Genomic DNA, 25,891 nt, shown 5'->3' with positions numbered 1-25,891 from the left:
ACAGGCTCCTCTCCTCGGCCGCCTACCGGGTTAGCTGACGGGTTCGGGCCGGAGGCAGCCCTACCGGGTGCGCCGGTGGCACTCGGATTCACCCCGGAGGACGTGGTGGGTCCCCGGTTCCCCACGTGCGAGGATTCGGCGGGTCAGGCTTTTTACGTCTCTGACATCGAGCACGGAGATTAGTGCACCTATGGTTCCTGCTCAACCAGAACTGCGAATTCAGTAGAGGTTTCGCAACCGAGGTGTCACGAAAAGATCACACCTCAATATGATCAACATGGCCGTTACGCTGCCTTTGCCTCCTGTGCGACGCGTGTGACGAAGGTCTTCCCAGCTCCGGGACCGTGCCAAAGGTGAGCTACGGCACACTGGAGGCGTCGTGTACCGAGCGTGGTAAAGCGACTGCCAAGGGTCATGTGCGGCCCGCGAGCTGGGAGTTAAGGGTGAGCCGTAATTGAAGACCCGTGAGGACGTACGCTGAACGGTCATGGAGCAGCTTGCTGAGCATTCTCCCGTGCCGGTTGTTCACGCCCCCGGCGACGGGGAGCGGCGCGCCGAATCCGCGGGGGCGGAGCAGGGTTCGCCCGTGCCGGGGACGGGTTCCGAGGTCACGGTCCGCCGCGCCCGCACCCAGGACGTCCGGGCCATCAGGCGGCTCGTCGACACCTACGGCGGTGTCGGCCGGCGCCTGCTGGAGAAGGCCACCGTCACCCTGTACGAGGACGTCCAGGAGTTCTGGGTCGCCACCGACGCGGAGGGGGAGGTGATCGGCTGCGGAGCGCTCCACGTCCTCTGGGAGGATCTGGCCGAGATCCGCACCGTCGCCGTCGATCCGACCCGCAGGGGAATGGGAATCGGCCACCGGATCGTCTCCGCGCTCATTCGCACGGCCGCCGACCTGGGCCTGCGCCGGGTCTTCTGCCTGACCTTCGAGGTCGACTTCTTCGCGCGGCACGGATTTCGGGAGATCCAGGGCACACCCGTCGCCCCGGAGGTCTACGCCGAGCTTCTCGCCTCCTACGACGAGGGTGTGGCGGAGTTCCTCGATCTGGAACACGTCAAGCCCAACACCTTGGGAAACACCCGGATGCTGCTGCATCTGACACGCGAGCCCGACTCTGATGACTTTAGAGCTGACTGATCGGAAAGGTGACTGTTGATACCTATGTCGATACCTTGTGCAGCAGCATGCATGTGCGTCTGACATTTGCCACATGCGCAGTCTAAGTGAGGTGACGCGGTGAGCACCGGACAGCCGCCGTATCCACAGGATGATCCCGACCGCGATCGCACACCGTCGGGACAGCCGGATTACGGACAGCACAACGCGGGTCGAGGCCCTGGCGGACTCGACCCCGACGTGACAGTCGTGGGGTACAGGTCGGAGGCCTCACAGCCGAACACCGGCCCAGGGCAGAGCCAGCCCGGATACGGGCAGCAGGGCTACGGCCAGCAGCCCGAATACGGCCAGCAGGGCGGGTACGGCCAGCAGCCCGGCTACGGCCAGCAGGGCGGGACCGGCGCGTACGGTCAGCAGCCCGGCTACGGCCAGCAGCCCGACTACGGGCAGCAGCAGCCCCAGCCCGGTTACGGCCAGCAGCAGGGGTACGGCCAGCAGGGCGGGACCGGCGCGTACGGTCAGCAGCCCGGCTACGGTCAGCAGTCCTCCCACGAGCAGCAGGGCTACGGCCAGCAGGGTGGGTACGGTCAGCAGCCGGGTTATGGCCAGCAGCAGCCCGGCTACGGCCAGCAGCCCGACTACGGGCAGCAGCAGCCCCAGCCCGGTTACGGCCAGCAGCCCGACTACGGGCAGCAGCAGTACGGGCAGCAGGGCTACGGTCAGCAGCCCGACTACGGGCAGCAGGGCTACGGCCAGCAGCAGCCCGCGTACGGCCAGCAGGGTTACGGCCAGCCGTACGGCGGCCCCCCCGGGGCCCCCGCCCCGCTCGCCGAGTGGTGGCAGCGCCTGGTGGCGAGGATCATCGACGGGGTCATCCTGGTGATCCCGATGTTGATCATCACCGCGGTGCTGACCGCCGTCATCGTGACGCAGGCGAGCTTCAACACGGAGACGGGCGCCTTCACGGAGCCGGGTGGCGTATTCCTCGCCAGCCTGCTCACCGCCCTGATCACCGGGGCGATCTACGTGGCCTACGAGTTCTTCATGCTCACCCGGGGCGGCCAGACGGTCGGCAAGATGGTCATGGGCATCAAGGTCGTGCCGGTCGGCGGCGCCCTGCCGCCCGGCGGGCTCAGCTCCGACGTGGCGCTCAAGCGCGCCGGAGTGCTCTTCGGCCCGCAGTTCCTGAGCTGGGTTCCGTTCTTGAACTACGCGGCCAATATCTTCTCCCTCGTGAACGTGCTGTGGCTGCTGTGGGACAAGCCGCTGCAGCAGGCCCTGCACGACAAGGTGGCCGGGACGGTCGTCGTCAAGATCAAGTAGTTCCCTGAATAACGGGGCCGGCGGTTGAACCGCCGGCCCCGTTTTCGCGTACGGGTGAGAAAACGAGGGGCCTTAGGGGCTCCGTATGGGTCTCGGGGTCCAGGGCCACGGAAGCGCAAAACCATTTGCCGCGCCCTGAGCAACGTAGGGGAACTTATGACCGAGTCTCGCCCCGCTCGCCGGAATATTCGCGTACGGTGCCCACAACGGGCTCACCCGTGCCCGTGGGTCTCCTATGAGGCGTCAATGCCGGATCCACCGCCGTCGGGGGTTCGCGCACTACTCACCGAATGGTCGGCTCGGCATGCCTCCGGCATCCTCGGCGCCCCCGTGCCTGATTCTCTTCTTCGCCTTCCGCCGCGCGTTCAGGACAGCCGGTGAAGGCCTTCTTACGGATCCGGATCGGGGGCGCGTGGTGTTGGCGGGGTTGTCCGAGGGGCTCATCGCGTTTGGTGGTTATACGGTCTACGACTATGTACTCCGTGCCAGAGCGGGTCGTACTCTTGGCGAGAAAGTGTTGAAGATCCGTCTTGTTCCATACGCTTGCGTCACATCGGTCCACACCGGGGTGATGAAGCGAGCAGCTCTCCGTCCGGGCGTTCCGTCAACGGCGGGCATTCCCGTGATGAACCCGCTCGCGGCGATCTCCGGTTCCACGGCGGGGCGCCGTTCGTCCCGGCGGGCAGGTCCCTTCCACCAGGGGTTTCGGCGCGAGGAGGCTGACGGCGCGGCGGCCGGGAACCCGGCGGTCATTGGTATTACGGAGACGGCGATGATCACCTGATCGCCCTGTCGGTTTTTCCTCGCGGCTTTACGACCGCAACCGGTAAGGCGGCTGGAGAGAAGCATTAGGCTGGAGAGAGACGGACATGGTCGCCCCTGCTGACGCACGTCGCCGGTCGGTGGCGCTATGGTCATCTGTGGGCGGTTCCAGACCGATCGGGCGTGCCTGCGCGACCCGGGAGTCGCCGCCACATTTCCATGGTCCCCAGAAAGCCACCCACGGTGCGGAGCGAGGACGAATGTACGACGTATTGTCCGCGTTGATACCCCCGGCGGTCGTCGGCGGGGCCTTCATCTTCGGAGTCGTCAAGCTACTTCGGAGTGAAGCCGTCGGCCGGCGTCCGGCAAAACGACCCGACCCCGAGTCGCAGAAGAGCTGATCCACGGGAGCCTCGACTGCGAGTCTCGGTTGCCTGTGAGAATCGCCGGGCTCCTGGAATTGCCGCTCTTCGATCCCGGGTATATGTTTAGCTTGCGAATGAAACAATACCCGCGAAAGGATTGTGTAGATGGCCAAGCAGATCCAGGAGATTCTCATCGACGACCTCGATGGGGGCGAGGCCAATGAGACTGTCGCCTTCGCGATTGACGGCACCAGCTATGAGATTGACCTGAGTGACGTTAACGCGAAGAAGCTCCGTGACTCCCTGTCGCCTTTCGTGCAGAGCGCCCGCCGGTCCGGCGCCCTGGCTCCCCGCCGCCGCCGCGCAGGCGGAGCGCGGGCGCTCACGCGAGAGAAGAGCGCCGACATCCGGGCGTGGGCGAAGTCCCACGGCCTTAATGTCAGCGAGCGCGGTCGAATCGCCTCCAAGATCGTCGAGCAGTACGAAGCGGCTCACTAGATCGGCCCAGCGGATCGAGTGAATCATGCGGTTATGGCGGTCACGGTGGGGTCCGGTGGCGGCCATGACCGCATGATGCGTTTCGCCGACAGACAAACGCCGTTCGCTTGCGGCGTAGCGGGAACATCCCGCCCCTCGTAAGTAGTTGGATGGAGGGTGAACGCCCTGCTCTCGGGGAACGTCTTCTGCATAGAGCGGTCGCCGGGTCGGGGCTACCATGCGGGATGACAGGGCTCGGATATCCCGGACCTGCCTGACCGCTCTGTGAGGAGCGACGAGATGTTCGAGAGGTTCACCGACCGCGCACGGCGGGTTGTCGTCCTGGCCCAAGAAGAGGCCCGGATGCTCAACCACAACTACATCGGTACGGAGCACATTCTTCTTGGCTTGATCCATGAAGGTGAAGGCGTTGCCGCCAAGGCTCTGGAGAGCCTCGGCATCAGTCTTGAAGGTGTGCGTCAGCAGGTCGAGGAGATCATCGGCCAGGGTCAGTCTGCGCCGTCGGGGCACATTCCGTTCACCCCGCGTGCCAAGAAGGTCCTTGAGCTTTCGCTCCGCGAGGCCCTGCAACTAGGCCACAACTACATCGGCACCGAGCACATCCTGCTCGGCCTCATCCGTGAGGGCGAGGGCGTCGCCGCCCAGGTGCTGGTGAAGCTGGGAGCCGATCTCAACCGGGTCCGGCAGCAGGTCATCCAGTTGCTCCACGGCTACCAGGGCAAGGAGCCGGCCGCCGCGGGCGGGCCGACCGAGGCCGCACCGTCGACCTCCCTTGTGCTGGACCAGTTCGGCCGCAACCTGACCCAGGCCGCTCGCGAGGGCAAGCTCGACCCGGTCATCGGCCGGGAGAAGGAGATCGAGCGGGTCATGCAGGTCCTGTCCCGCAGGACCAAGAACAACCCGGTCCTGGTGGGCGAGCCCGGCGTCGGCAAGACCGCCGTCGTGGAGGGCCTGTCCCAGAAGATCGTCAAGGGCGAGGTGCCCGAGACCCTCAAGGACAAGCAGCTCTACACCCTCGACCTGGGTGCCCTGGTGGCGGGTTCCCGCTACCGCGGTGACTTCGAGGAGCGGCTGAAGAAGGTCCTCAAGGAGATCCGCACCCGAGGCGACATCATCCTGTTCATCGACGAGCTCCACACGCTCGTCGGCGCGGGTGCCGCCGAGGGCGCGATCGACGCCGCGAGCATCCTGAAGCCGATGCTGGCCCGAGGCGAGCTGCAGACCATCGGAGCCACCACCCTCGACGAGTACCGCAAGCACCTGGAGAAGGACGCGGCGCTCGAGCGGCGCTTCCAGCCGATCCAGGTGGCCGAGCCCAGCCTCAGCCACACGATCGAGATCCTCAAGGGCCTGCGCGACCGCTACGAGGCACACCACCGCGTCTCCATCACCGACGGCGCCCTGGTGGCCGCCGCCCAGCTGGCCGACCGCTACATCAGCGACCGGTTCCTGCCCGACAAGGCGATCGACCTCATCGACGAGGCCGGCTCGCGCATGCGCATCCGCCGCATGACCGCGCCGCCGGACCTCCGCGAGTACGACGAGAAGATCGCCAACGTGCGGCGCGACAAGGAGTCCGCGATCGACGCGCAGGACTTCGAGAAGGCCGCCGCGCTGCGTGACCAGGAGAAGCAGCTCCAGCTCAAGCGCGAGCGCCGCGAGAAGGAGTGGAAGGCCGGCGACATGGACGTCGTCGCCGAGGTCACCGAGGAGCTCATCGCCGAGGTCCTGGCGACCGCCACCGGCATCCCGGTCTTCAAGCTCACCGAGGAGGAGTCCCAGCGACTGCTCCGCATGGAGGACGAGCTGCACAAGCGGATCATCGGTCAGGACGACGCCATCAAGGGTCTGTCCCGCTCGATCCGCCGTACGCGCGCCGGTCTGAAGGACCCGCGCCGTCCGGGTGGCTCGTTCATCTTCGCCGGCCCGTCCGGTGTCGGTAAGACCGAGCTGTCCAAGGCGCTGGCCGAGTTCCTGTTCGGGGACGAGGACGCGCTGATCATGCTGGACATGTCGGAGTTCATGGAGAAGCACACCGTCTCCCGCCTGTTCGGCTCGCCTCCCGGCTATGTCGGGTACGAGGAGGGCGGGCAGCTGACGGAGAAGGTGCGGCGCAAGCCGTTCTCGGTCGTCCTGTTCGACGAGATCGAGAAGGCCCACCCCGACATCTTCAACTCGCTGCTGCAGATCCTGGAAGACGGTCGCCTGACCGACGCCCAGGGCCGGGTGGTCGACTTCAAGAACACCGTCATCATCATGACGACGAACCTCGGCACCCGCGACATCTCCAAGGGTCAGGGCGTCGGCTTCGCGAAGAACAACGACGCCGAGTCCAACTACGACCGGATGAAGTCCAAGGTCCAGGAGGAGCTCAAGCAGCACTTCCGGCCGGAGTTCCTCAACCGTGTCGACGACATCGTGGTCTTCCACCAGCTCACGCCGAAGGAGATCATCCGCATCGTCGACCTGATGCTGGCCCAGGTGGGCCTGCGTCTGAAGGACCGCGACATGGGGATGGAGCTCACGCAGGAGGCCAAGCAGCTGCTGGCCGACCGTGGCTACGACCCGGTGATGGGCGCCCGCCCGCTCCGCCGCACGATCCAGCGCGAGCTGGAGGACACCCTGTCCGAGAAGATCCTGTACGGCGAGCTCCGTCCCGGCCAGATCGTGAAGATCGGCATCGAGGGCGAGGGCGAGAACGCGAAGTTCACCTTCATCGGTGAGAACGCGCCGGTCGACCAGGTTCCCGACTCGGCCGCCGCCATCGCGGAGCCGATCCAGAACTAGGAACGACCAGGCATGGCCTGATCAGGCAGGGAGCAGACCCCGCAGTGAGGAGACTCACGGCGGGGTCTGCTTATTTGTTACCAAAGACGGTATCTCGCCACCACAGGTAGTACTACACTCTGTAGAGCGAGTTCGGTTAATCCCACCCAGATGATCTCAGCGTTGTACGAACTGCGCTGAGAGCGGTATCGAGGTCAGCCCAGCGACGTACCGAGGAATCAGCTCCGGGAGTGACGCGGAGGTCGGTGCCCGCGCGGGATGCTTCGGACGACCGGGTCGAGCTCCCGGCAGGGAGAGCCCCGGCTCACGCCGCCCTCGACGACCGGCACGGAGCCATCGGGGACGCTCACACGGAAAGCACGCCTTGGAGGCACACATGCGTTTGCGGCACGAGGACGGGACACTCGTTCACCTGGCCTACAACGCGGGTGTGCACCCCGCCGAGGATCTGGAGAACCTCATCGCGCACCTGACGCGATACGCGGTGCCGGTGCGCAAGCGCCTCGGGGTGGAGCGCATGGGGGTCGGCCTCTGGCTCTCCCCGAGCGTCGCCGACCATCTCACCGCCGACAGGATCGAGCTGGTGCGCCTGCGCCGCTCCCTGGAGGAGCGCGGCCTGGAGGTCGTGAGCCTCAACGGCACCGGCGGCAGGAACCAGGAGGTCCCCGGTCCCGACTGGGCCAAGCCCGAGCGCTACCGCTACACGATGGCCCTGGCCAAGATCCTGGCCTTCCTGCTCCCGGAGGACGTCCGTTTCGGAAGCATCTCCACCATCCCCATCGGCTGGCGCCGCGACTGGCCGGCCGACCTGCACTCGATCGCCTCGCGACGGCTGGAGCGCCTCGCCCGCGAGCTGCGCGGGCTGCACAGCGTCACCGGCAAGACGATCAGGGTCGGCTTCGAGCCGTGGCCTGGATGCGTGCTGGAGACCACCAAACAGGCCCTCGACCGGGTGGGCGGCATCGACTCCGAGCATCTCGGGATCTGCCTGGACGCCTGCTACCTCGCGGGCGGCTCTGAGGAGCCCGGAGCCGCCCTGCGCGGCCTGGCCGACACCGGGGCCCCGGTCGTGAAGCTCGGCCACGTGCACAACCACATGGCCGCCGCCTGCCAGGAGCTGCCCAGCACCCGGCCGGTGCTGGAGGACACCCTCACCGCGATGCTCTCCGGCGCGGTGAACGGCACCGCGCACATCGAGGTGGAGACCCACGACCTGGCCGTGCCGCTGCGGACCAGGGGCCCCGGCGCCCTGGTCAACATGATCGCCGAGGAGCTCGACTGGGCTCGCACCAGCCTCACCGCCCTCGGCCTGCGCCTCGCCGCCTGACCCTCCCGGCTCGACGCCCCGTCGTGTCGATCCTCGCTCGGTGCCCTGTCGTGTCGATGTCGAGGGCGGACTCACCGCCCTCGGCGCCGGACGGCTCCGAGAGAGGTGTCCTGATCTCTCCGTGCCACGGCGCTCATCACCGGGAAAACGTCGAAGCCCTCGGCTCCAGGAAGAGCCGAGGGCTTTCGCGGCATCGGGACGGCACACCTCAGACGTACGAGAACTCCGGATGCGGGTGCATCAGGAAATCGTGGTGGGAGATGTTCCAGGCGTAGGCGCCGGCCATCAGGAACTGCACCAGATCGCCGGTCGCCAGAGCCGCCGGGACCCGGCGCGCGAGGGTGTCCTTGGGAGTGCAGAGCTGGCCGACGATCGTCACCGGCTCGCCCTCCTCGGCGATGACCATCGGCTGATCGTGGCCCTTGGTCGCGGGCGTGCGGATGTGGTGGGTCCCGCCCGCCACGATGGCGAACAACTCGCCGTGGACCCGCTTGACGTCCAGCACACGGGTCACGTACCGCCCGCAGTAGACCGACACGGACCGGCCGGGCTCGACACGCAGCGTCTCGCCGGGGCGGCGCAGCCCCGCCAGGCCCTTGCCGTAGGTCTCCCAGTCGAAGACGGCGCCGGGGTCGGCGTAGTCGACGGCCATGCCGCCACCGAGGTTGATCTCGGTCAGGCCAAGACCACGGGCGTAGCCGAGCACGCCGTCGGCGACCTCCAGCATGCGCGGGGCGTCCAGGCCGCTGGCCAGGTGGGCGTGAACGCCGCGCAGGCGCACCGCGTCCTGGCGATCCAGGAGCGCGAGGCACTCCTCGACGCCGGCCGGGTCCATGCCGAAGGGGGTCGCACCGCCGCCCATCGCCAGGGCCACGTCCCCCAGCGAGAGGGCCAGGTTGGCGCGGAGCAGCACGTCGGCCTCCCGCCCGGTGGCGATCAGGCGGCGCAACTCGTTCGGGCTTTCCACGTGCAGCCGTTCGACGCCGTGATCGAGGGCGAGCCGGAGCTCGTCGTCGGTCTTGCCGGGGCCGCCGAACGCGATCCTGGCCGAGGGGAGCACACCCCGCACATGCTCCAGCTCGCCACCGGAGGCGACCTCGACCCCGTCCACGTGCCGGGCCAGCACCCGCAGCAACTCCGGGTCCGGGTTGGCCTTCGCCGCGTAGTACAGCTCGACTCCCGGAAGCGCCGCCCGCACCGCCGCCGCGTGCGCGTCCAGGGCGGCCAGGCCGTACACATAGGCGGGCAGCCTTCCGGCCGCCGCCAGCTCACGGGCTCTTACGGTGAGAGCGTCCACAAAAATCTCCGATGGATGTGGGATGCCGAGGATCAGGCGAGAGGGAACGTGGATTCGATGATCAGGTAGCTGGTAGGCGTGACGGTCGTGGTCACCTCCACGGTCCGGCCGTCGGCCGTGCGCCCCGTGTGAAGAATGTCGAAGACCGGCCTTTCGGCACTGATCTCCAGCTTCTCCGCCTCTTCGTCGGTTGGGAGGCGAACCAAGATCCGTTCGTCTGCCTCCACCTGAGGATGGCCGAGACTGGCGTACAGGGACTTGATGCCTCCGACGATCACCGGCTCAGGCTCTTCAAGCGCCGTGCCGACCGCGATGTCAGCAGGCATGTAGGAAACAACGAGGCTGACGGGTATGCCGGAGGCAAGCAGGCGACGTGACCTGCGCACTACGGTGATCTCCGAGAGGCCAAAAAGGACGGAGATGTCGTCCGGAGCGGGCATTCGTGTAACTGAGATCTCATGCTGTGGTTCCAGGCCGATGGCACGGATCTCAGCGTCGAACGCCCCTTTCGCTCCTTCGTGCTCACGCGTGTCGCGCCGATAGCGGGCGCCGGACCGCGACAGCGGCGGAAGCCAAGTCACTCGGGTTCCGTCTCCCTGTCGGGGACGTACCAGGCCTTCAACGGCCAGGAGCTGCAACGCCTTGTTCACCAGACTACGAGAGACGCCGTAGTCCGCAGCGAGGGCTGTTTCGGACGGCAATGTCTTACCAGGAGCGTAGGTTCCACTCCGGATTGATTTACGTAGGTCTTCGGCTATGTCCCTGTATGTGAACTTCACGATCCGGCTTTCCTCTCTCGCTGACACCTCAGCATAAGGGTTAAACGTTTGTCATCTCTTGACGTGGGGTCTCGACCGCGCCAAGCTGGAGACGTTAAACGTTTGTCTTTTAGAGTACCGCCTTGAGCTGTCAGAGAAAAGATCGGGCCTGCCAGGTGCTGAGAACACCGAACAGGCCCTTGATCAGGAAGGCACTCCTGACCCGTGAACAACCCTAATGCCCCGAGTCTCGACCGAACTGCGGCAATCGGCTGCGGCTGCTTTGCCGAGGCTTCGCCGATGCCGATGGGCTGCGCCCTCTGCGGGCACGCCCCCTACGCGCATGGCTGTCCCGGCCAGGGCGCCGTCGACCACGACTATGCCCAGCCGTCCAGGGAACTGATGGCCGTCCGATTGGAGGCCTGGCGCTTCGGCATTCCGCTGCCCGCCTCCGAAGCGTTCGTCGACGCCGAGGTCATCCCCCTCGTGCCCGCGCAGCGCCGTCCTGAACAACCCGCCTCGGCCGCGCCGACGCCACTGCCCAAGCGCCCACCCCTGTCCTTCCCTCATTCGAACACCCGCCCCGCCCCCCGCCTCGTCGAGCCCCGGCAGGACCGCGCGGCCCGCCTAACGCTCGCCCGCGACCCGCGCGCCCACCGCCGAGCCCGTGTCGTGGCTCGCGCGCACGAGCACACATCCCCGCGCCGGACCGCTGTGCTCCAGCAGTCCGCCCACCTTCCCGACGCGAGTGAACGACGTCAGTTGCACCGGATCCTCCAGCCGAGGTCGGCCGTCGCCCTCGGCCGGGGTCACCCGCCGACTTCCCTCCCTTCTTTCCTGCTCGCTCCGTATCGTCAGGAGGTCGCGGCATGAACGCGCCCCCGGAACGGGGCGACGCCCCCACCAGCCGACGCGACAGCAGTCCTGCCGCTCGAACGATCACTGCCGCGTTGTCGCCCACCGCCAAACGGCCGTCTCCCGTGCGGCACGCCGAGGACCTGGCCGCTCTTCTGGCCGACCTCCACGGCATCGTGGCCGATGTCCACGAGTTCGCCTCCGGCAACGCCATCGTGTCCGTTCATTACGGGCTGCTGGCCTACACCGATGGCGAAGGTTTCTGGTGGACCAGCCCCGAACTCAATCACGCCGGAGCACCGATCCTCAGCTCCGCGCTCACTCTGACCGAAGCCGCCGCCCAGCTCGCCGAACACCATGCCATCCTGAGCGCGCGGGAGGCCACCGACGTGGTGCGCGGCGGGCTACCCCTGCTGGGCGATGTGATCGGGGCCGAGCATGTTGACCCTCGCTGACCTCGACGCGGCCCGAGCCGCTCAACAGGTCCAACAGCACGCGCCCGCCTGGTTCGTCATCTGGAGCCTGCGCCACCGTCGCTTCGAGGCATGGAACTGCACCGACCCTCAGGGGTGCCGCATCGTCTACGCGCAAAGCGCCACCGCCCTGTGGAACCTCATGCAGCTGACCGAAGTCGGCCTGCGGCGGATTTCACCGCATGGCGCCACGCTGCCCTCCGACGTGGCCAGCCCGAACCCGCCACTCCCGATGACCTCGGGATTTTTTCCTCGTCCCCGCGCCCTGCCCTCGGCGCGTGCCGAGCAAGTCCCGAAGCCACATTTCTCGTCGTGGAAAAGGAGGCGTCCGTGATCCCGTACTTCAACCCCCTGGCAGGCGACCAGTTGAGCGCGACCACCTGGCGCCTCGGTGCCATCAGCGCCGTCAAACACCTGCGCACCGAACTACACGCCCACCGCATCTACCCAGAGATCGCCTACGACGAGGGCAGGCCTCGCCTTGTGATCAGCTCTGAGCTGACCGTATGGGCTGATCAGGCGGGCATGATCTTCTGTTGGGGAGCTTGCTTCCTCCAGGGGCCTGTCGACCAGGCGCCGACAGACGACGTGCCGCAGGTCGCGCGCCGCATCGCTGGACGACTCGGCAAGCACTACGCCGAACCGATAGATCCGCCCTGAGCCACGTGACAGCACGGCGATACCTGATCTCCGGTGCTGTCCGCCCCAACTTCCTGCGGGCGGTGGTGCGCCACCAGGGGCCGCCCGTAGGGACGGACACAACCAACCGCGTACATCCAGCGGCCAAAGAGCCGCACGTGTAAGGGGAGGTTCCACCATGACCACCTTGCTCACTCAGCAAGTCGCCTGCACCAGTGGCGCCCTCGATGCCGCGCTTCTGGAGCGTGTCCGCCACGAGACGCTCACGGTTCCGGACGGGTGGGTCACCGAGTACGGCGATTACCAGTCCGGAGGCTGGGGGACGCTGTCGCTGCTGAACGCCAGCGGCGTGGCCACCGACGTGACCATCACCGACTGCGAGCCGATCGAGACCAGCGTGCTCGCCTCGATGCCCGCCACGAAACAGCTCTTGTCCGGTCTCGGCTTCCGCTATATGTGGGCACGAATCGCCAGACTCACTCCCGGCTCCTTCCTGTGGGAACACCGCGACTACGGAGAGCTGCGATCGGTCGAGCGTTACCGCCTGCACATCCCCATCGTCACCAGTCCTTCGGCCTTTCTGGTCCTGGCCGGGTCTGCTGTACATCTGGCGGCCGGTGCTCTGTGGAGGCTCACTCCGACCTTCGTTCACGGCGCCTGCAACCTGTACGGGCCTACCCGTATCCACCTGATCCTCGACTGCTACGCCAGCCCTGAACTCGACGACCTCATCGCCGGCCAGCAGCTTCCTGGTAACTACGTTCGCCACCTGCCGCCCCTGCACGGCGAATCGCTTCAGCAACAGCTCGACAAGGCGACATCCCTCGCCCGGCTCGGATACCCCAAGGCCGCCGAGCAGCACTTACTGCGGTTGTTTTTCAAGCACTCCCTGCCCGAGGGCGGAACCTACGACCTGATCAGCGACATGTACGACGCCATTGGTACCCCCGACATCGCCCAGGAATGGCGGAGTCGGAAATCCATCCTGCTCGGCCTCACCGCGTGAGAAGGGACACCCCCATGCCCGCTATCTGCCTGGACGCCATCGATCGGCTCGCGGCAGCGAACCGGCCCCGCCAGTTCACCATCATGGAGAACGTCACCGATCTCCTGGCCGCCAGCCCTTTCGTCACACACCTGCTCGTACGTGGCTCTTTCGCACGGGGCACCTCCGATCGGCTGTCCGATGTGGACCTCGTAATCGGTATCACCCCTTCGGCGTTCATAGAGTTCGTCACCGTGCACGACGCCCTCGCCGCCACGCGGCTCGGCGCGATCATGCCCGGCTGGTTCGACACGATCGTTCCCCGAATGGGCGGGCTCGGCTACGTCCACCTGATCGAGTACGACGGCAAGCTCTATCAACTTGACCTGTACTTGGCCCCGTCCGAACAGATCGAGAGCATCGCCGCCTTCACCCGAGGGCAGATCATCTACACCGCGCAGGCCAACGACACCATTCCTGATCCGGCTGTGACTCAGTTCATCGCCGACCGCATGGCGGCACCGCCCACCTGCGAGCAGCTCATCATCGAGATGCTGGCGCTGAGCTGGATGATCCACAAGCGGATCATCCGGGGGCAGCGGTTCATGGCCTACGCCGAAACGCACATGCTTCACACCGCCGCGCGCACCCTGGTCCGGACTGCACTTTCCCCGCAGACGGCGTTCTACGGCTGGTACCACCTCGACACCGATATCGGCACCACACCCATCGGCCGAGCCTGCCTGCGGGAGCTGGAGGTGCTGATCGCTTCCCCACCGCTGCCCACCCACGAGTCCCTGACCGAAATGTTGGAGCGCATCCTCGCGCTCGCCCACCGCGCCGCCCCGCATGCCGTCGAAGGGCTGAGCCTGTCCATCGACGCCTATCGTTACCATCTCGACCTCGACTGAGTGCACGGCGATCAGCCGTCGCCACGCGATACGGTGGATGACATGCCCCTTCAGATGGGACGGCGAGCTATCGGCGCCGGACAGGGATGACGAGGAACCTCCTCGTCCTGTCCGGTGTGTGCCTTCGCGCTCTGCCCGACCAACACGAAGGGGTCCTCCCTTGTCGCCCGCCTCGTACGACCATCCGCCGCTCGGCGCCACCGCGATACGTCCGTCCTGGGGCGAGCTCCCCGGGAGCCTGCGGGACTCCATCACGGCTCATCTCGGTTCCGCCGTCGTCACCGCCGATGTCCAAGGGGGAGGCTTCACCCCCGGAGTCGCCGCACGCCTCGGTCTGGCCAACGACGATCGAGTGTTCGTCAAGGCCATCCCGGACGACCACGTTCTGTCCGGCAAGTACCTGACCGAGGCCGCGACCTCCGCCGGTCTTCCCGCCACCGCGCCGGTTCCACGTCTACGGTGGTACGGCGCATCGGCGGGGTGGATCGTTCTGATCTTCGATGACCTCGACGGCCGCCACCCCGATCTGTCGCCGGGGTCGGCCGATGTGCCCGCTGTCGTCACGGCCGTATCCGGCATGGGTGAACTGCTGACGCCCTCCCCGCTGTCCGACCTTCCCTCGGCCTCCGCCACTCGCGTTTCCCTCCTGCACGGTTGGCGCGAACTGGTCACCTGCCCGCCGGTGGACCTCGGAGCCTGGGAACGACGCCACCTACCCGATCTCTCGGAGCTGGAAACCCACTGGGCGCGGCACACCGAGGGTTCCGCCCTGGTTCACGGCGACATTCGCCCCGACAACATGATCATCTCTGCGGGCGAGGTCGTGTTCGTCGTGGACTGGGCGCAACCCAGCCGGGGAGCCGCCTGGCAGGACGTCGCCGACCTCGTCCCCCACATGATCATGGCGGGCCACTCTCCGGCGGCGGCGGAGAAAGCGTTGATCGGCGTCCAGGCATGGGATTCCGCCCCACCAGATGTGATCACCAGCTACGCCGCATCGTTCGCCGGGTACTGGACCCGGATGAGCCGGCAGCCCGCACCGCCGAGTGTCCCGAACCTTCGCGGCTACCAACGCCGAGCGGCTGCCGCTGCCATCGCATGGACGATGTACCGCACCGGCTGGTGACTCAGCCGGGGAGGCGGTAGGTGCCGTCGTCGAGGACCTCGGCCAGGCCGTCGGCCACCAGGCCGTCGAGGGCGCGCTCGCGCTGCGGGGCGTCGTCCCAGACCACGTCGAGAGCCTCCTTGGGCACGGCGCCGTGGGCCTGGCGCAGCACCGCGAGGAGGCGGCCGCGGCACTGGCGATCCGTTCCCGCGTACGTCTGGCCCTTGCGCGCCGGACCGTCGTGGGCCGGCTTGCCCGCCAGGCGCCAGGCGCACAGGTCGCTGATCGGGCAGTCGGCGCAGCGGGCGGCGCGGGCGGTGCAGACCAGGGCGCCCAGTTCCATGACGGCGACCGCCCAGAGGGGCGCGCGGTCGGCGTCGGGGAGGAGCGAGGCGGCGAGCCTGCGCTCGGCGGGGGTGGTGGCCTTCGGCGGGTACTCCTGACCGCTCACGGCCCGCGCCAGGACCCGCCGCACGTTGGTGTCGAGAACCGCGTGCCGGCCCTGGAAGGCGAAGCTGGCGACCGCGGCGGCGGTGTACTCGCCGACGCCGGGAAGCGCCAGCAGGGCGTCGTGTTCCGTGGGAACCTCGCCGCCGTGCCGGTCGGTGATGGCACGGGCGCACGCGTGCAGGTTCAGTGCCCGGCGGGGGTAGCCGAGGCGGCCCCAGTGGCGTACGGCCTCGCCGGGGGACTCGCGGGCGAGCGAGGCGGGCGTGGGCCAGCGTTCCATCCACTCGGTCCAGACGGGCAGCACCCTGACCACCGGGGTCTGCTGCAGCATGATCTCGCTGACCAGGATCGACCAGGGGGAGGCGCCGGGCGTCCGCCAGGGAAGGTCGCGGGCGTTGGCGGCGTACCAGTCGAGGACGGGTTCGAGTAAGCGGTTCGGCTCGGGCACCTTTCGACGATAGTGCGGCCCCGGGCCCCCTCGGCCTGTCTTCGTCCGTCCGCGTCCCCCGTCCCGTGTCCGGAGGCCGAAACAGGCCGGAAGCGGCGGGTCGCCTGCTGTGGTCCGCGAGGACTAACCATACTGAGCGTATGGATCCCGACACGTTCCGTAGCGATATCGGAGTCGACGTCTACTGGCGGCGCCGGATGGCCGCGCTCGTCGGAGTGCTCGTGGTGGTCGCCGTCGTGGCGTGGGCCTGCTCGTCGACGAGCGGGCCGGACGACGTCAGGGAGAGGAGCTCGGCCGCCCGGCAGGAGACCCCGGACCCGCTGGTGGCCGTCCTGCCGACCGTGACGGTCATCCCCTCGCCGTCCGCGAGCCCGACGCCCTCGCCGGGGGCGGCCGAGGCGTCCGCGAGACCCAGGCGGCCCGGCGAGCCCTGCCTCTCCCCGCAGCTCGTGCTGAGCATGGAGGGCCAGGGAACGATCTACCCGGCGGGCATCCGGCCCCGCTTCACCCTCACCCTCGTCAACGTCGGCAAGGTGATGTGCACCACCGACGTGGGGCCGCGCGCCATGGAGGTGCGCATCACCTCCGGTGACGACCGCGTGTGGTCGTCCTCCGACTGCGTCAGCGGCGAGGCCACCAACGTCCGCAAGCTCGACCGTGGCATCCCGTACGTCAAGGAGCTGGTGTGGGACCGTCGCCGGTCCGGTGACGACTGCACCGCCGACCGTGCCGCGGCCCTGCCCGGCACCTACGTCGCGGTGGTCCACGCCCCGGGCCTGAGGAGCCGCAAGGCCGTCTTCCACCTGCGGTAGCCGCCCGAGGGTCCTCGTCCCGGCGGGAGACCCCGGGGCCGTCCCCGGTGGCCGCCGAGGGGTCTCGCCTGGCGGGGATCCCGGCTCCGCCCCTGGTGGGGCCGCCGAAGGGCCCGGTCCGGCAGGGGCCCCAGGGGCCGACGAGCCCGCACCTCGGAGCCGTGCCGGGCGGGACGCCGCCCGCGCCCGGACCTCAGACGTAGCGTTCCAGGATGGACGACTCCGCCAGCCGGGACAGGCCCTCGCGGATGTGGCGGGCCCTGGCCTCGCCCACCCCGCCCACCTCCTGGAGCTCGCCGATGCTGGCCGCCAGGAGCTTCTGCAGGCTGGCGAACTGGTCGACGAGGCGGTCGACCACCGTGTTGGGCAGGCGCGGGACCTTGGCCAGCAGGCGGTAGCCCCGGGGACTCACCGGCGCCTCAAGGGCGTCGTTGCCCGAGTGGCCGAGGACCTGGGCGACGACCGAGAGGTCGAGCAGCTCGGCGGAGGAGAGCTGGTCGAGCTCGTGCAGCGCCTCGGCGAACTTGCGCGGCCGGCGGCCCGCCACGGGCAGGTAGTCGCGCACGATCAGCTCGCGGTCGCTCTCCGTGCCGGCCACCAGCTCGTCCAGCTGCAGGGAGAGCAGCCGGCCGTCGGTGCCGAGCTCGACGACGTAGCCCGCGATCTCCTCGGAGATGCGCCTGACCATCTCCAGCCGCTGGGCGACCACCGCGATGTCGCGGACCGTCACCAGATCCTCGATCTCCAGCGCCGAGAGCGTGCCGGAGACCTCGTCCAGGCGGAGCTTGTAGCGCTCCAGCGTGGCCAGGGCCTGGTTGGACTTGGACAGGATGACCGCCGACTCCTCCACCACGTAACGGATGCCGTCGAGGTAGAGGGCGATGATCCGCATGGACTTGCTGAGGGAGATGACCGGCAGCGACGTCTGCAGGGCCACGCGCTGGGCGGTACGGTGCCGGGTGCCGGACTCGTCGGTGGGAATGGACGGATCGGGCATCAGGTGCACGGCCGCCCGCACGATCCTGAGATCGCCGGCGTTGAGGACGATGGCGCCGTCCATCTTGGCCAGCTCCCGCAGCCGCGTCGCGGAGAACTCGATGTCCAGCTCGAAGCCTCCGCTGCAGATCTCCTCGACCGTGCCGTCGTATCCCAGCACGATCAGGCCACCCGTGTGACCGCGAAGAATGCGCTCCAGCCCGTCGCGCAGGGCGGTGCCCGGTGCGACCGCGGCCAGGACGGCCCTGCGGCGTTCGTCGAGCCCTTTGTAGGTTGATGCCACATGACCCCCGTGGTCTGCGTATAACGCTCAGCTTACCGGCGAAGGCCCGGTGCGGCCCGAAATCGGTGGATGCCACGCGCCGTGCGACTCCCGTGACGCGCCGCACCGGGAGGAGGCCGCCGGCCGTCTCCCGCCCGGTGCCCGTGACGCGGGGTCGCCGGCCGTGTCCCGTACGGCCCTGTGAGGCGTCGGCACCGCCGCGACGGGGTGGCCCCCGGCACGGGCGCGGGCGGGCACTCCATGGGCCGTACGGAGCCCGTGGCGGTCACGGGGGCGGGGTGCGGCTCAGGTGACGTGGGTGAGGGCATCCCAGACGTTCTCCGCCTCGACGACGTCGAATCCGGGCGCGAAGGGCGCGCCGCGCCCGGCCATGGGGACCAGGGAGTGGTCGCCGTTGCGCTTCTTGCCGGTGTCGAGGGAGCCCGCGGGGACCAGCGCCCGGGTGAAGCCGAGCCGGGCGGCCTCCGACAGGCGGCGCCGCACGTCGCGCACCGGGCGCAGCTCTCCCGCCAGGCCCACCTCGCCGAGCACCACCAGGCCGGAGGGGAGCGCCTTGTCGCCGGCCGCGCTGGCGACCGCGAGCATCACCGACAGGTCGACCGCGGGGTCGCTGAGCTTGATCCCCCCGACGGTGGCGGTGAAGACGTCGCACCCGCCCAGCTTGGCGTTGAGCCGCCGCTCCAGGACGGCGAGGACCATCGTCACCCGGTAGGTGTCGAGCCCGGAGGAGGAGCGGCGCGGCTGCTGCGCCTCGGTCCTGGCGACCAGCGCCTGGACCTCGGCCGGCAGCGGGCGGGTGCCCTCCAGGGTGACCGTGACGCACGTGCCGGGCACCGGGTCGGTGCGGTGGGAGACGAACAGGCCGCTGGCGTCGGCGATGCCCTCGATGCCGTTCTCGTGAAGATCGAAACAGCCGACCTCGTCGACCGGGCCGTACCGGTTCTTGATCGCGCGGACCAAGCGGAGCCGGGAGTGCCGGTCGCCCTCGAAGTGGAGCACGACGTCGACCAGGTGCTCCAGGGTCCGGGGGCCGGCGATCGAGCCCTCCTTGGTGACGTGGCCGACCAGCACGGTGGCCATGCCGCGCTCCTTGGCGAGCCGCACCAGGTTTCCCGCGACCTCCCTGACCTGGGTCACCCCGCCCGGGACGCCGGTCGCCTGGGTGGAGCCGATCGTCTGCACCGAGTCGACGATGAGCAGGTCGGGCTGGACCTTCTCGACGTGCGAGACCAGCGCGCCCAGGTCGGTCTCGGCGGCCAGGTAGAGGCGGTCCTGGATCGCGCCGATCCGGTCGGCCCTGATCCGCACCTGGGCGGCCGACTCCTCGCCCGTGATGTAGAGGACCGTCTGCTGCCGGGCGATCTTGGCCGCGGCCTCCAGCAGGAGGGTCGACTTGCCGATGCCGGGCTCACCGGCGAGCAGCACGACGGCTCCGGGGACCAGGCCGCCGCCGAGGACCCGGTCGAGCTCGGGCACCCCGGTGCCGCGCGCGTGCGCCACCTCGGCCTTGACCTGGCCGATCGGCACCGCGGGCGCCGACACCGCCGCGGCGGAGGCCACACGCGCCCCCGCGGCCGCCGTCTCCTCCTCGACCGTGCCCCAGGCCTGGCACTCGCCGCAGCGCCCCACCCACTTGGCCGTCTGCCACCCGCACTCGGCACAGCGGTAGCCACCAGCCTTCTTCGCCATGGCCGCACGTTACCGGCAGGGCCCGACAACTTTCACCCGGTACGGCATGCCGTACCGGGTGAAAGTTGTCGGGAGGGGCGGCGTGCGCTCCGTCAGATGTGGTCTTCGATGTCGGCCAGGAGCAGGCGCTTGGGCTTGGCGCCCTTGATCTGCTGCACCACCTCGCCGTCCTTGTAGAGGTTGAGCGTCGGCAGGCCGAGGACGCCGTACCTCGCGGTGATCTCGGGGTATTCGTCGGCGTTGAGCTTGGCGATCGTGACGCGGTCGCCGTACTCGGCCTCGATCTCCGCCAGGACCGGCGCGATCATCTTGCACGGTCCGCACCACTCGGCCCAGAAGTCGACCAGGACGGGCTTGTCGCTCCGCAGCACCTGCTCGTCGAAGTTCTCCGCGGTCAATGTGATCATGACTCTCCCACTTTCCTCAGTACGCATCCTGGGCAGGCCGTGGTCAGCTGTGCAGCCACCTCCGCCCTCCGGGTGAGAAGCGCGCGGATCTCGTCGTCGATCTCCGCCAGCTTGCGCTGGTAGACGGCCACGGACTCCGGGCACGACCCCCCGGAGCCGTGCCCGGCCCGCAGGCAGTCCACGAACGGGCGGGCGTCGTCCAGGGTGAATCCGACGGCGAGCAGCGAACGGATCTCGGAGACGAGTCTGAGATCCGCCTCCCCGTACTCCCGATAGCCGTTGGCCGAGCGCCGGGCCGTGATCAGGCCCTGTTGCTCGTAGTAGCGCAGCGCCCGGGTGCTGACACCCGCCCGCCGCGCCAGCTCACCGATCCGCATCCGGCCCTCCCCATGACACGACGATAAACCTTGACATCAACGTCAAGGTCAAGCCCCCGTCCCGTTGTTCCCGGCCGGCCCGGGGAGGTCGGCCGACCCCGGAGAGGCCGCAGAGGTCGCGGAGGTCGCGGAGGTCGCGGAGATCACCGCCCGTACGGCCGTGTCCGGAGATCAGAACAGCTTCCAGCGCAGCAGGTTGGGGTAGGCGATCTCCAGGCCGGGGGTCTCGGCGATGGCCTGTTCGGCGACCGCGGGGGTGAACTCGATGCGGAGCACCGCCTCCAGGTCGGCGCGGCGCTCGAAGGACATGCGCAGGTCGAGCCTGCTCGTCTGCCAGCCCTGGCGGTTCCAGAAGTTCTCGACGGACCTGGCCGAGTACGCGGGGATGGACTGGCCGAACCAGCGGCCGAAGGCGCCTCGGGTGGTGTCGATGTCGATCACGAAGGCCGCGCCGCCGCGCCGCGTCACCCGGGAGAGCTCGGCCAGGCCGGGCTCGCACCCGGGGCCGAAGAAGTACGCCCAGCGGGCGATGGCCACGTCCACGGAGGCGTCGGGCAGCGGGAGGGCCTGGGCGGTGGCGGCGTGGATCTCGACGTTCCGCAGGGCGCGGCAGCGGCGCCTGGCCAGCCGGACGAGGTCCTCGTGCGGCTCGGCGCCGATCACGCGGGCGGCGGTGGCGGCGAGGGCGGGCAGGTGGTAGCCGGTGCCGCAGCCGATGTCGAGGACCGTCGCCCCGGTCCAGGACCGGATGGCCGACATCGCGGCCTCGGCGCGCCCCTCGGGGTCCACCGCCCGGTTCTCCAACTCGTAGGTCTGGGGGGTGTTCCAGATGTTGGGGCTGGGGATGGCGCCCCTCAAGAACCTCGGCATGCCCTCACCGTAATGGTGTGATCTGGGACGCGTCGGTGGTGGCGGACAGCACTGCCCGCCAGACCCGCTTAGGCTGGCAAAGGTGAGCGACTTGAGCGAGTGGGCCGGTCGGCCCGGCGGTGTTCGCGAGTGTGCGCTCCGAGCCGGAGACGAGGAAGCGGTATGAGCGTCCGTGTATCCAGCGCGAAGATCGCGCTGTCCACAGCGTCGGTGTATCCCGAGCGCACTCCCGACGCCTTCGAGCTGGCCGCGCGCCTGGGGTACGACGGCGTGGAGATCATGGTGGGCGCCGACCCCGTGAGCCAGGACGTCGACGTCCTGGAGCGGTTGTCGGACCACTACCAGCTGCCGATCCTGGCCATCCACGCGCCGTGCCTGCTGGTGACGCAGCGCGTGTGGGGCAAGGACCCGTGGGCCAAGCTCGAGCGCGCGCAGCGCGCCGCCGAGCGGGTCGGCGCCAGGACGGTCGTGGTGCATCCCCCGTTCCGCTGGCAGCGCGACTACGCGCGCGACTTCGAGATCGGCCTGGCCAGGATGCGCGAGGAGACCGACGTGGTCTTCGCGGTGGAGAACATGTTCCCGCTGAAGGCCAGGGGCAACGAGGTCGTCCCCTACTCGCCCGACTGGAACCCGGTCGACTACGACTTCCCGCAGGTCACGCTGGACCTGTCGCATACGGCGGTGTCCGGGTCCGACGCCCTGGAGATGTTCACCAAGCTCGGCGACCGGCTCGCGCACCTGCACCTGGCCGACGGCCTGGGGGTGCCGAACAAGGACGAGCACCTGGTTCCCGGCCGGGGCGGCCAGCCGTGCGCGCCGATCCTGGAGCGGATGGCGGGCAACGGATACTCCGGGCTGGTCGTGCTGGAGATCAACACGCGCAAGGCGGCCAGCCGCTCCGAGCGGATCGACGACCTCGCGGAGGCGCTGGCCTTCGCCCGGCTGCACCTCGCGGCCTCCACTCCCGCATGAGCGAGCCCGTCGCGAGCACCCCGTCCGGGAACGGGCCTTTGTCCGGAAACAGGTCCGGGAACGGGTCCGGGAACGGGTCCGGGAACGATCCCGCGTCCGGGAAGGGGAACGGGAACGGACTCGCGTCCGGGGACGGGCTCACGTCCGGGAACGGATCCGTGTCCGGGAACAGGGACGGGAGCGGATCCGTGTCCGGGGACGGACTCGCGTCCGGGGACGAGCCCGTCGCGGAGGCCAGGAGGCGTCCGGGGCGCAGGCCGGGGTCGGCCGACACACGGGGGCAGATCCTCGCGGCGGCGCGCGAGACCTTCGCGGAGAAGGGGTTCGACAAGGCGACCATCCGGGGCATCGCCCGGCAGGCGGGGGTGGACCCGGCGCTGGTCCACCACTACTTCTCCGGCAAGGAGGGGATGTTCGTCGAGGCGATGGATCTGCCGATCACCCCCGACCTCGTCCTCTCGGCGGTGACGGCGGTGCCTCGCGAGGAGGCCGGGGAGCGGCTGGTCCGGCTCATCCTGACGATCGTCGCGGAGGAGGGGGCGCGCCAGCCGGTGCTGGCGCTGGTCCGCACCGCGATGACCAACGAGCAGATGGTCGCCACGATCCGCGAGTTCATGACCCGGGCGCTCCTCAACCGGGTCGCCGAGGCCCTGGACGTCCCGCCGATCCGGATGGAGGCGGCGTTCGCGCAGATGTTCGGCGTGGTGCTGGTGCGCTACGTCCTCAGGCTGGAGCCGCTGGCCTCGGCGGACATCGAGGATCTGGTGAAACTGCTCACGCCCACGATCCAGGGCTATCTCGACGCTCCCCGATAGCCTCTTCCCGCTCGACCGCGTGACCTTCCCGGTCGCTCCGGTGTCCGGACGGCCACCTTCCCGTCACGTCCTGAGGGTCTCCCCGGTCACTCCGGTGCCGTCCGGAGGCGTACAGAGCATTGTTCTGGGAACGGTGTTGACCATAGGGTGACCACGGTCGCCACGGGCCCCGGTGCGAAGCGAAGTTACTCGTCGGTAGGATTCGTGGAGACCTCTTGTCATCGTGGATGACCGGCGGTCGTACGCTGGCAGCCAACGCCGTCTGTGGGAGGACCCGTGCTCTGGGTAGCGATCATCGGGCTGGTCATGACAGCCGTCGCGGTCGCGCTTGCCGCGCGCCGCGTGTTGTTCCTGTACAAGCTTGCCACCGTCGGGCCCGCCGCGCCCGAGCGCGTCGCGTACGCCAGGAGTCACCTGGGTGAGGAGATCAAGGCCCAGCTGGTCGAGGTCTTCGGGCAGCGGAAGCTGCTGAAGTGGACGGCGTCCGGCATCGCGCACTTCTTCGTCATGTGGGCGTTCTTCATCCTGGCGACCGTCTATCTGGAGGCGTACGGCGCGCTGATCCAGGGGGCCGTCACCGGCACCCCCGACTTCCACATCCCGCTCGTCGGGACGTGGGCGGTCCTGGGCTTCCTGCAGGACTTCATCGCGGTCGCGGCCCTGCTCGGCCTCCTCGCCTTCGCGATCATCAGGATCAAGAACTCGCCGAAGAGGCTGGGCCGCAGGTCCCGCTTCTCCGGGTCGCACCTCGGCGGCGCCTGGCTCGTCCTCTTCATGATCTTCAACGTGATCTGGACGATGCTGCTCTTCCGCGGCGCGGCGGCCAACACCGGCAACCTGCCGTACGCCTCGGGGGCGTTCGCCTCCGACGCGGTCGCCGCCCTGCTGCGCCCGCTGGGAGCCTCGGCCAACGAGGTGCTCGAACACATCGGGCTGCTCCTGCACATCGGCGTCATGCTGGTGTTCCTCGTGATCGTGGTGAACTCCAAGCACCTGCACATCTTCACCGCGCCGCTGAACGTGGCGTTCTCCCGGCGCCCCGACGGCAACGGCCCGGCCCAGCCGATGCGGATCGACGGCAAGGTCGTCGACTTCGAGGACGAGGAGCTCGACGGCGACCGGCTCGGCCGGGGCAAGATCGAGGACACCACCTGGAAGGGCTTCCTCGACTTCTACACCTGCACCGAGTGCGGACGCTGCCAGGATCAGTGCCCGGCCTGGAACACCGACAAGCCGCTGTCGCCGAAGATGCTGATCCTGGAGCAGCGCGACCACGCCTTCAAGGTCGCGCCGTACCTGACGGCCACCCAGGAGGAGCGCGCGGGCTTCCACGAGGACGTGCTGGCCCTGCTGGAGAAGCCGCTGGTCGGCGAGGACGGTGTCATCCACCCCGATGTGCTGTGGTCCTGCACCAACTGCGGCGCCTGCGTCGAGCAGTGCCCGGTCGACATCGAGCACATCGACCACATCCTCGACATGCGCCGCTACCAGGCGATGGTGGAGTCCAACTTCCCGTCCGAGGCCGGGGTCATGGTCAAGAACCTGGAGAACAAGGGCAACCCGTGGGGGATGTCCGAGACGAAGCGGGCCGACTGGATCGAGGAGCTGGCCGGGCGTGAGGTCGACCCCATCGAGGTCACGCTCATCGATGACAAAATGGGCGAAGATGTCGAATATCTCTTCTGGGTCGGTTGCGCCGGAGCCCTGGAGGACCGGGCGAAGAAGACCACCAAGGCGGTCGCGGAGCTGCTGCACGTCGCGGGCGTCAAGTTCGCGGTGCTCGGCCCGATGGAGGCGTGCACCGGCGACCCGGCCCGCCGCCTGGGCATGGAGTATCTCTTCGACATGCTGGCCAAGCAGAACATCGAGACCCTGAACGAGGCCGGGGTCAAGAAGATCGTCGCGACCTGCCCGCACTGCTTCAACACCCTCGCCAACGAGTATCCCCAGCTCGGCGGCACCTACGAGGTGGTACACCACACCCAGCTGCTGGCCAAGCTCGTGGACGAGGGCAGGCTGGTCCCGGTCACGCCGATCGAGGAGAAGATCACTTACCACGACCCCTGCTTCCTCGGACGCCACAACAAGGTTTACTCCCAGCCCCGCGACATCATGGCCAAGGTGCCCGGGGTGAGGACCCAGGAGATGCACCGCCACAAGGACCGCGGCTTCTGCTGCGGCGCGGGTGGCGCGCGGATGTGGATGGAGGAGCGGCTCGGCAAGCGCATCAACACCGAGCGGGTGGACGAGGCGCTGACCACCGAGCCGGACACCATCTCCACGGCGTGCCCGTTCTGCCTGGTCATGCTCGGTGACTCGATCAACGAGAAGAAGAACACGGGGGAGGCCAAGGAGACGCTGGAGGTCGTCGACGTCTCCCAGCTGCTGATCAAGTCGATCAAGGGCCAGCCCGTCGAGGCATCCTGACATCCGTCCGGTGACCGGTCAGAGGGGACATCTTCCCGATATCCCCTCTGACATATGGTCAAGTCAACGGGAAAAGGACGTCAGGTCCGAAAACCTTTCTCCACATAACGGGAAAATCACGGTAACCTCAACGTCGCGTA

25 protein-coding genes and 1 riboswitch are annotated in these 25,891 nt (G+C 68.5%); of the genes, 17 read left to right on the top strand and 8 right to left on the bottom strand.

What is annotated here, in order from left to right:
• Positions 1 to 3: 3 nt before the first annotated feature.
• Positions 4 to 151: riboswitch (cyclic di-AMP (ydaO/yuaA leader) on the bottom strand.
• Between the two features lie 435 nt (positions 152 to 586).
• The 6 genes from ACFFRH_RS33890 (at position 587) to ACFFRH_RS33865 (ending at position 8,182) form a co-directional block, all read left to right on the top strand.
• Positions 587 to 1,141, top strand: coding sequence for an amino-acid N-acetyltransferase (locus tag ACFFRH_RS33890; protein ID WP_344744064.1), 555 nt, complete (start codon positions 587 to 589; stop codon positions 1,139 to 1,141).
• 228 nt (positions 1,142 to 1,369) lie between these two features.
• Complete coding sequence (locus ACFFRH_RS33885) at positions 1,370 to 2,443, top strand: RDD family protein (protein ID WP_344744007.1); 1,074 nt, start codon at positions 1,370 to 1,372, stop codon at positions 2,441 to 2,443.
• A gap of 304 nt (positions 2,444 to 2,747) precedes the next feature.
• Entirely contained in the window at positions 2,748 to 3,227 is a 480-nt protein-coding gene (locus tag ACFFRH_RS33880; protein ID WP_344744008.1) for a hypothetical protein, read from the top strand.
• Positions 3,228 to 3,735: 508 nt separating this feature from the next.
• On the top strand, positions 3,736 to 4,068 hold the full coding sequence (locus ACFFRH_RS33875; RefSeq protein ID WP_012895497.1) for a histone-like nucleoid-structuring protein Lsr2: 333 nt from the start codon (positions 3,736 to 3,738) through the stop codon (positions 4,066 to 4,068).
• Between the two features lie 279 nt (positions 4,069 to 4,347).
• Positions 4,348 to 6,855, top strand: coding sequence for an ATP-dependent Clp protease ATP-binding subunit (locus ACFFRH_RS33870; RefSeq protein WP_344744009.1), 2,508 nt, complete (start codon positions 4,348 to 4,350; stop codon positions 6,853 to 6,855).
• Positions 6,856 to 7,231: 376 nt separating this feature from the next.
• Positions 7,232 to 8,182 (top strand): TIM barrel protein, encoded by a 951-nt coding sequence (locus tag ACFFRH_RS33865; protein WP_344744010.1) that lies wholly within the window; start codon positions 7,232 to 7,234, stop codon positions 8,180 to 8,182.
• Between the two features lie 208 nt (positions 8,183 to 8,390).
• Here the strand turns inward: ACFFRH_RS33865 and ACFFRH_RS33860 are convergent, their stop codons facing one another.
• Positions 8,391 to 9,479 (bottom strand): alanine racemase, encoded by a 1,089-nt coding sequence (locus tag ACFFRH_RS33860; protein WP_344744011.1) that lies wholly within the window; start codon positions 9,477 to 9,479, stop codon positions 8,391 to 8,393.
• A gap of 32 nt (positions 9,480 to 9,511) precedes the next feature.
• Positions 9,512 to 10,258, bottom strand: a complete 747-nt coding sequence (locus tag ACFFRH_RS33855; protein ID WP_344744012.1) for a GntR family transcriptional regulator — start codon at positions 10,256 to 10,258, stop codon at positions 9,512 to 9,514.
• A 279-nt stretch (positions 10,259 to 10,537) separates the two neighbouring features.
• Here ACFFRH_RS33855 and ACFFRH_RS33850 point away from each other — a divergent pair, with 279 nt between their 5' ends.
• The 7 genes from ACFFRH_RS33850 (at position 10,538) to ACFFRH_RS33820 (ending at position 15,226) form a co-directional block, all read left to right on the top strand.
• Positions 10,538 to 11,110 carry a hypothetical protein gene (locus tag ACFFRH_RS33850; RefSeq protein WP_344744013.1) on the top strand — a complete coding sequence of 191 codons (573 nt, stop codon included), beginning with the start codon at positions 10,538 to 10,540 and terminating at the stop codon, positions 11,108 to 11,110.
• Positions 11,107 to 11,547 (top strand): hypothetical protein, encoded by a 441-nt coding sequence (locus ACFFRH_RS33845; protein WP_344744014.1) that lies wholly within the window; start codon positions 11,107 to 11,109, stop codon positions 11,545 to 11,547. The genes ACFFRH_RS33850 and ACFFRH_RS33845 overlap by 4 nt, the downstream gene beginning before the upstream one ends.
• Positions 11,531 to 11,899, top strand: coding sequence for a hypothetical protein (locus ACFFRH_RS33840; protein ID WP_386161475.1), 369 nt, complete (start codon positions 11,531 to 11,533; stop codon positions 11,897 to 11,899). The genes ACFFRH_RS33845 and ACFFRH_RS33840 overlap by 17 nt, the downstream gene beginning before the upstream one ends.
• Entirely contained in the window at positions 11,896 to 12,225 is a 330-nt protein-coding gene (locus tag ACFFRH_RS33835; RefSeq protein ID WP_386161473.1) for a hypothetical protein, read from the top strand. The genes ACFFRH_RS33840 and ACFFRH_RS33835 overlap by 4 nt, the downstream gene beginning before the upstream one ends.
• A 157-nt stretch (positions 12,226 to 12,382) precedes the next feature.
• Positions 12,383 to 13,210, top strand: a complete 828-nt coding sequence (locus tag ACFFRH_RS33830; protein ID WP_344744016.1) for an aspartyl/asparaginyl beta-hydroxylase domain-containing protein — start codon at positions 12,383 to 12,385, stop codon at positions 13,208 to 13,210.
• A 14-nt stretch (positions 13,211 to 13,224) separates the two neighbouring features.
• The gene (locus ACFFRH_RS33825; protein ID WP_344744017.1) at positions 13,225 to 14,100 is read left to right on the top strand and encodes a hypothetical protein; all 876 of its coding nucleotides are present in this window, start codon (positions 13,225 to 13,227) and stop codon (positions 14,098 to 14,100) included.
• 160 nt (positions 14,101 to 14,260) lie between these two features.
• Positions 14,261 to 15,226 (top strand): phosphotransferase family protein, encoded by a 966-nt coding sequence (locus ACFFRH_RS33820; RefSeq protein WP_386161470.1) that lies wholly within the window; start codon positions 14,261 to 14,263, stop codon positions 15,224 to 15,226.
• Between the two features lies 1 nt (position 15,227).
• On the opposite strand, the gene ACFFRH_RS33815 is transcribed toward ACFFRH_RS33820, so the two are convergent.
• On the bottom strand, positions 15,228 to 16,103 hold the full coding sequence (locus ACFFRH_RS33815; protein WP_344744019.1) for an HhH-GPD family protein: 876 nt from the start codon (positions 16,101 to 16,103) through the stop codon (positions 15,228 to 15,230).
• 140 nt (positions 16,104 to 16,243) lie between these two features.
• Between ACFFRH_RS33815 and ACFFRH_RS33810 the strand changes: the two genes are divergently transcribed.
• The gene (locus ACFFRH_RS33810) at positions 16,244 to 16,915 is read left to right on the top strand and encodes a hypothetical protein (protein ID WP_344744021.1); all 672 of its coding nucleotides are present in this window, start codon (positions 16,244 to 16,246) and stop codon (positions 16,913 to 16,915) included.
• A 193-nt stretch (positions 16,916 to 17,108) separates the two neighbouring features.
• On the opposite strand, the gene disA is transcribed toward ACFFRH_RS33810, so the two are convergent.
• The 5 genes from disA to ACFFRH_RS33785 all read right to left on the bottom strand — a co-directional run bounded on the left by disA (position 17,109) and on the right by ACFFRH_RS33785 (position 21,537).
• Entirely contained in the window at positions 17,109 to 18,194 is a 1,086-nt protein-coding gene (gene disA, locus ACFFRH_RS33805) for a DNA integrity scanning diadenylate cyclase DisA (RefSeq protein ID WP_344744023.1), read from the bottom strand.
• Positions 18,195 to 18,479: 285 nt separating this feature from the next.
• A complete protein-coding gene (radA, locus tag ACFFRH_RS33800; RefSeq protein ID WP_344744024.1) occupies positions 18,480 to 19,883 on the bottom strand; it encodes a DNA repair protein RadA in 1,404 nt (467 codons plus the stop codon).
• 92 nt (positions 19,884 to 19,975) lie between these two features.
• A complete protein-coding gene (gene trxA / locus ACFFRH_RS33795; protein WP_344744026.1) occupies positions 19,976 to 20,290 on the bottom strand; it encodes a thioredoxin in 315 nt (104 codons plus the stop codon).
• Positions 20,287 to 20,667, bottom strand: a complete 381-nt coding sequence (locus ACFFRH_RS33790; protein WP_344744027.1) for a MerR family transcriptional regulator — start codon at positions 20,665 to 20,667, stop codon at positions 20,287 to 20,289. Before ACFFRH_RS33790 ends, trxA begins: the two co-directional genes overlap by 4 nt.
• 171 nt (positions 20,668 to 20,838) lie before the next feature.
• The gene (locus ACFFRH_RS33785; RefSeq protein WP_344744029.1) at positions 20,839 to 21,537 is read right to left on the bottom strand and encodes a class I SAM-dependent methyltransferase; all 699 of its coding nucleotides are present in this window, start codon (positions 21,535 to 21,537) and stop codon (positions 20,839 to 20,841) included.
• Positions 21,538 to 21,699: 162 nt separating this feature from the next.
• On the opposite strand from ACFFRH_RS33785, the gene ACFFRH_RS33780 reads away from it, so the two are divergent.
• The 3 genes from ACFFRH_RS33780 to ACFFRH_RS33770 all read left to right on the top strand — a co-directional run bounded on the left by ACFFRH_RS33780 (position 21,700) and on the right by ACFFRH_RS33770 (position 25,751).
• Positions 21,700 to 22,509, top strand: a complete 810-nt coding sequence (locus ACFFRH_RS33780) for a sugar phosphate isomerase/epimerase family protein (RefSeq protein ID WP_344744030.1) — start codon at positions 21,700 to 21,702, stop codon at positions 22,507 to 22,509.
• Positions 22,510 to 22,697: 188 nt separating this feature from the next.
• Positions 22,698 to 23,324, top strand: a complete 627-nt coding sequence (locus ACFFRH_RS33775) for a TetR/AcrR family transcriptional regulator (RefSeq protein WP_386161466.1) — start codon at positions 22,698 to 22,700, stop codon at positions 23,322 to 23,324.
• A 276-nt stretch (positions 23,325 to 23,600) separates the two neighbouring features.
• The gene (locus ACFFRH_RS33770; protein ID WP_344744031.1) at positions 23,601 to 25,751 is read left to right on the top strand and encodes a (Fe-S)-binding protein; all 2,151 of its coding nucleotides are present in this window, start codon (positions 23,601 to 23,603) and stop codon (positions 25,749 to 25,751) included.
• The last annotated feature ends 140 nt before the right edge of the window (positions 25,752 to 25,891 follow it).

This window comes from Streptosporangium vulgare, assembly GCF_042428775.1.
In the GTDB taxonomy this organism is placed as follows: Bacteria; Actinomycetota; Actinomycetes; order Streptosporangiales; family Streptosporangiaceae; genus Streptosporangium; species Streptosporangium vulgare.
This window is presented reverse-complemented; position numbering and strand designations above follow the sequence as displayed.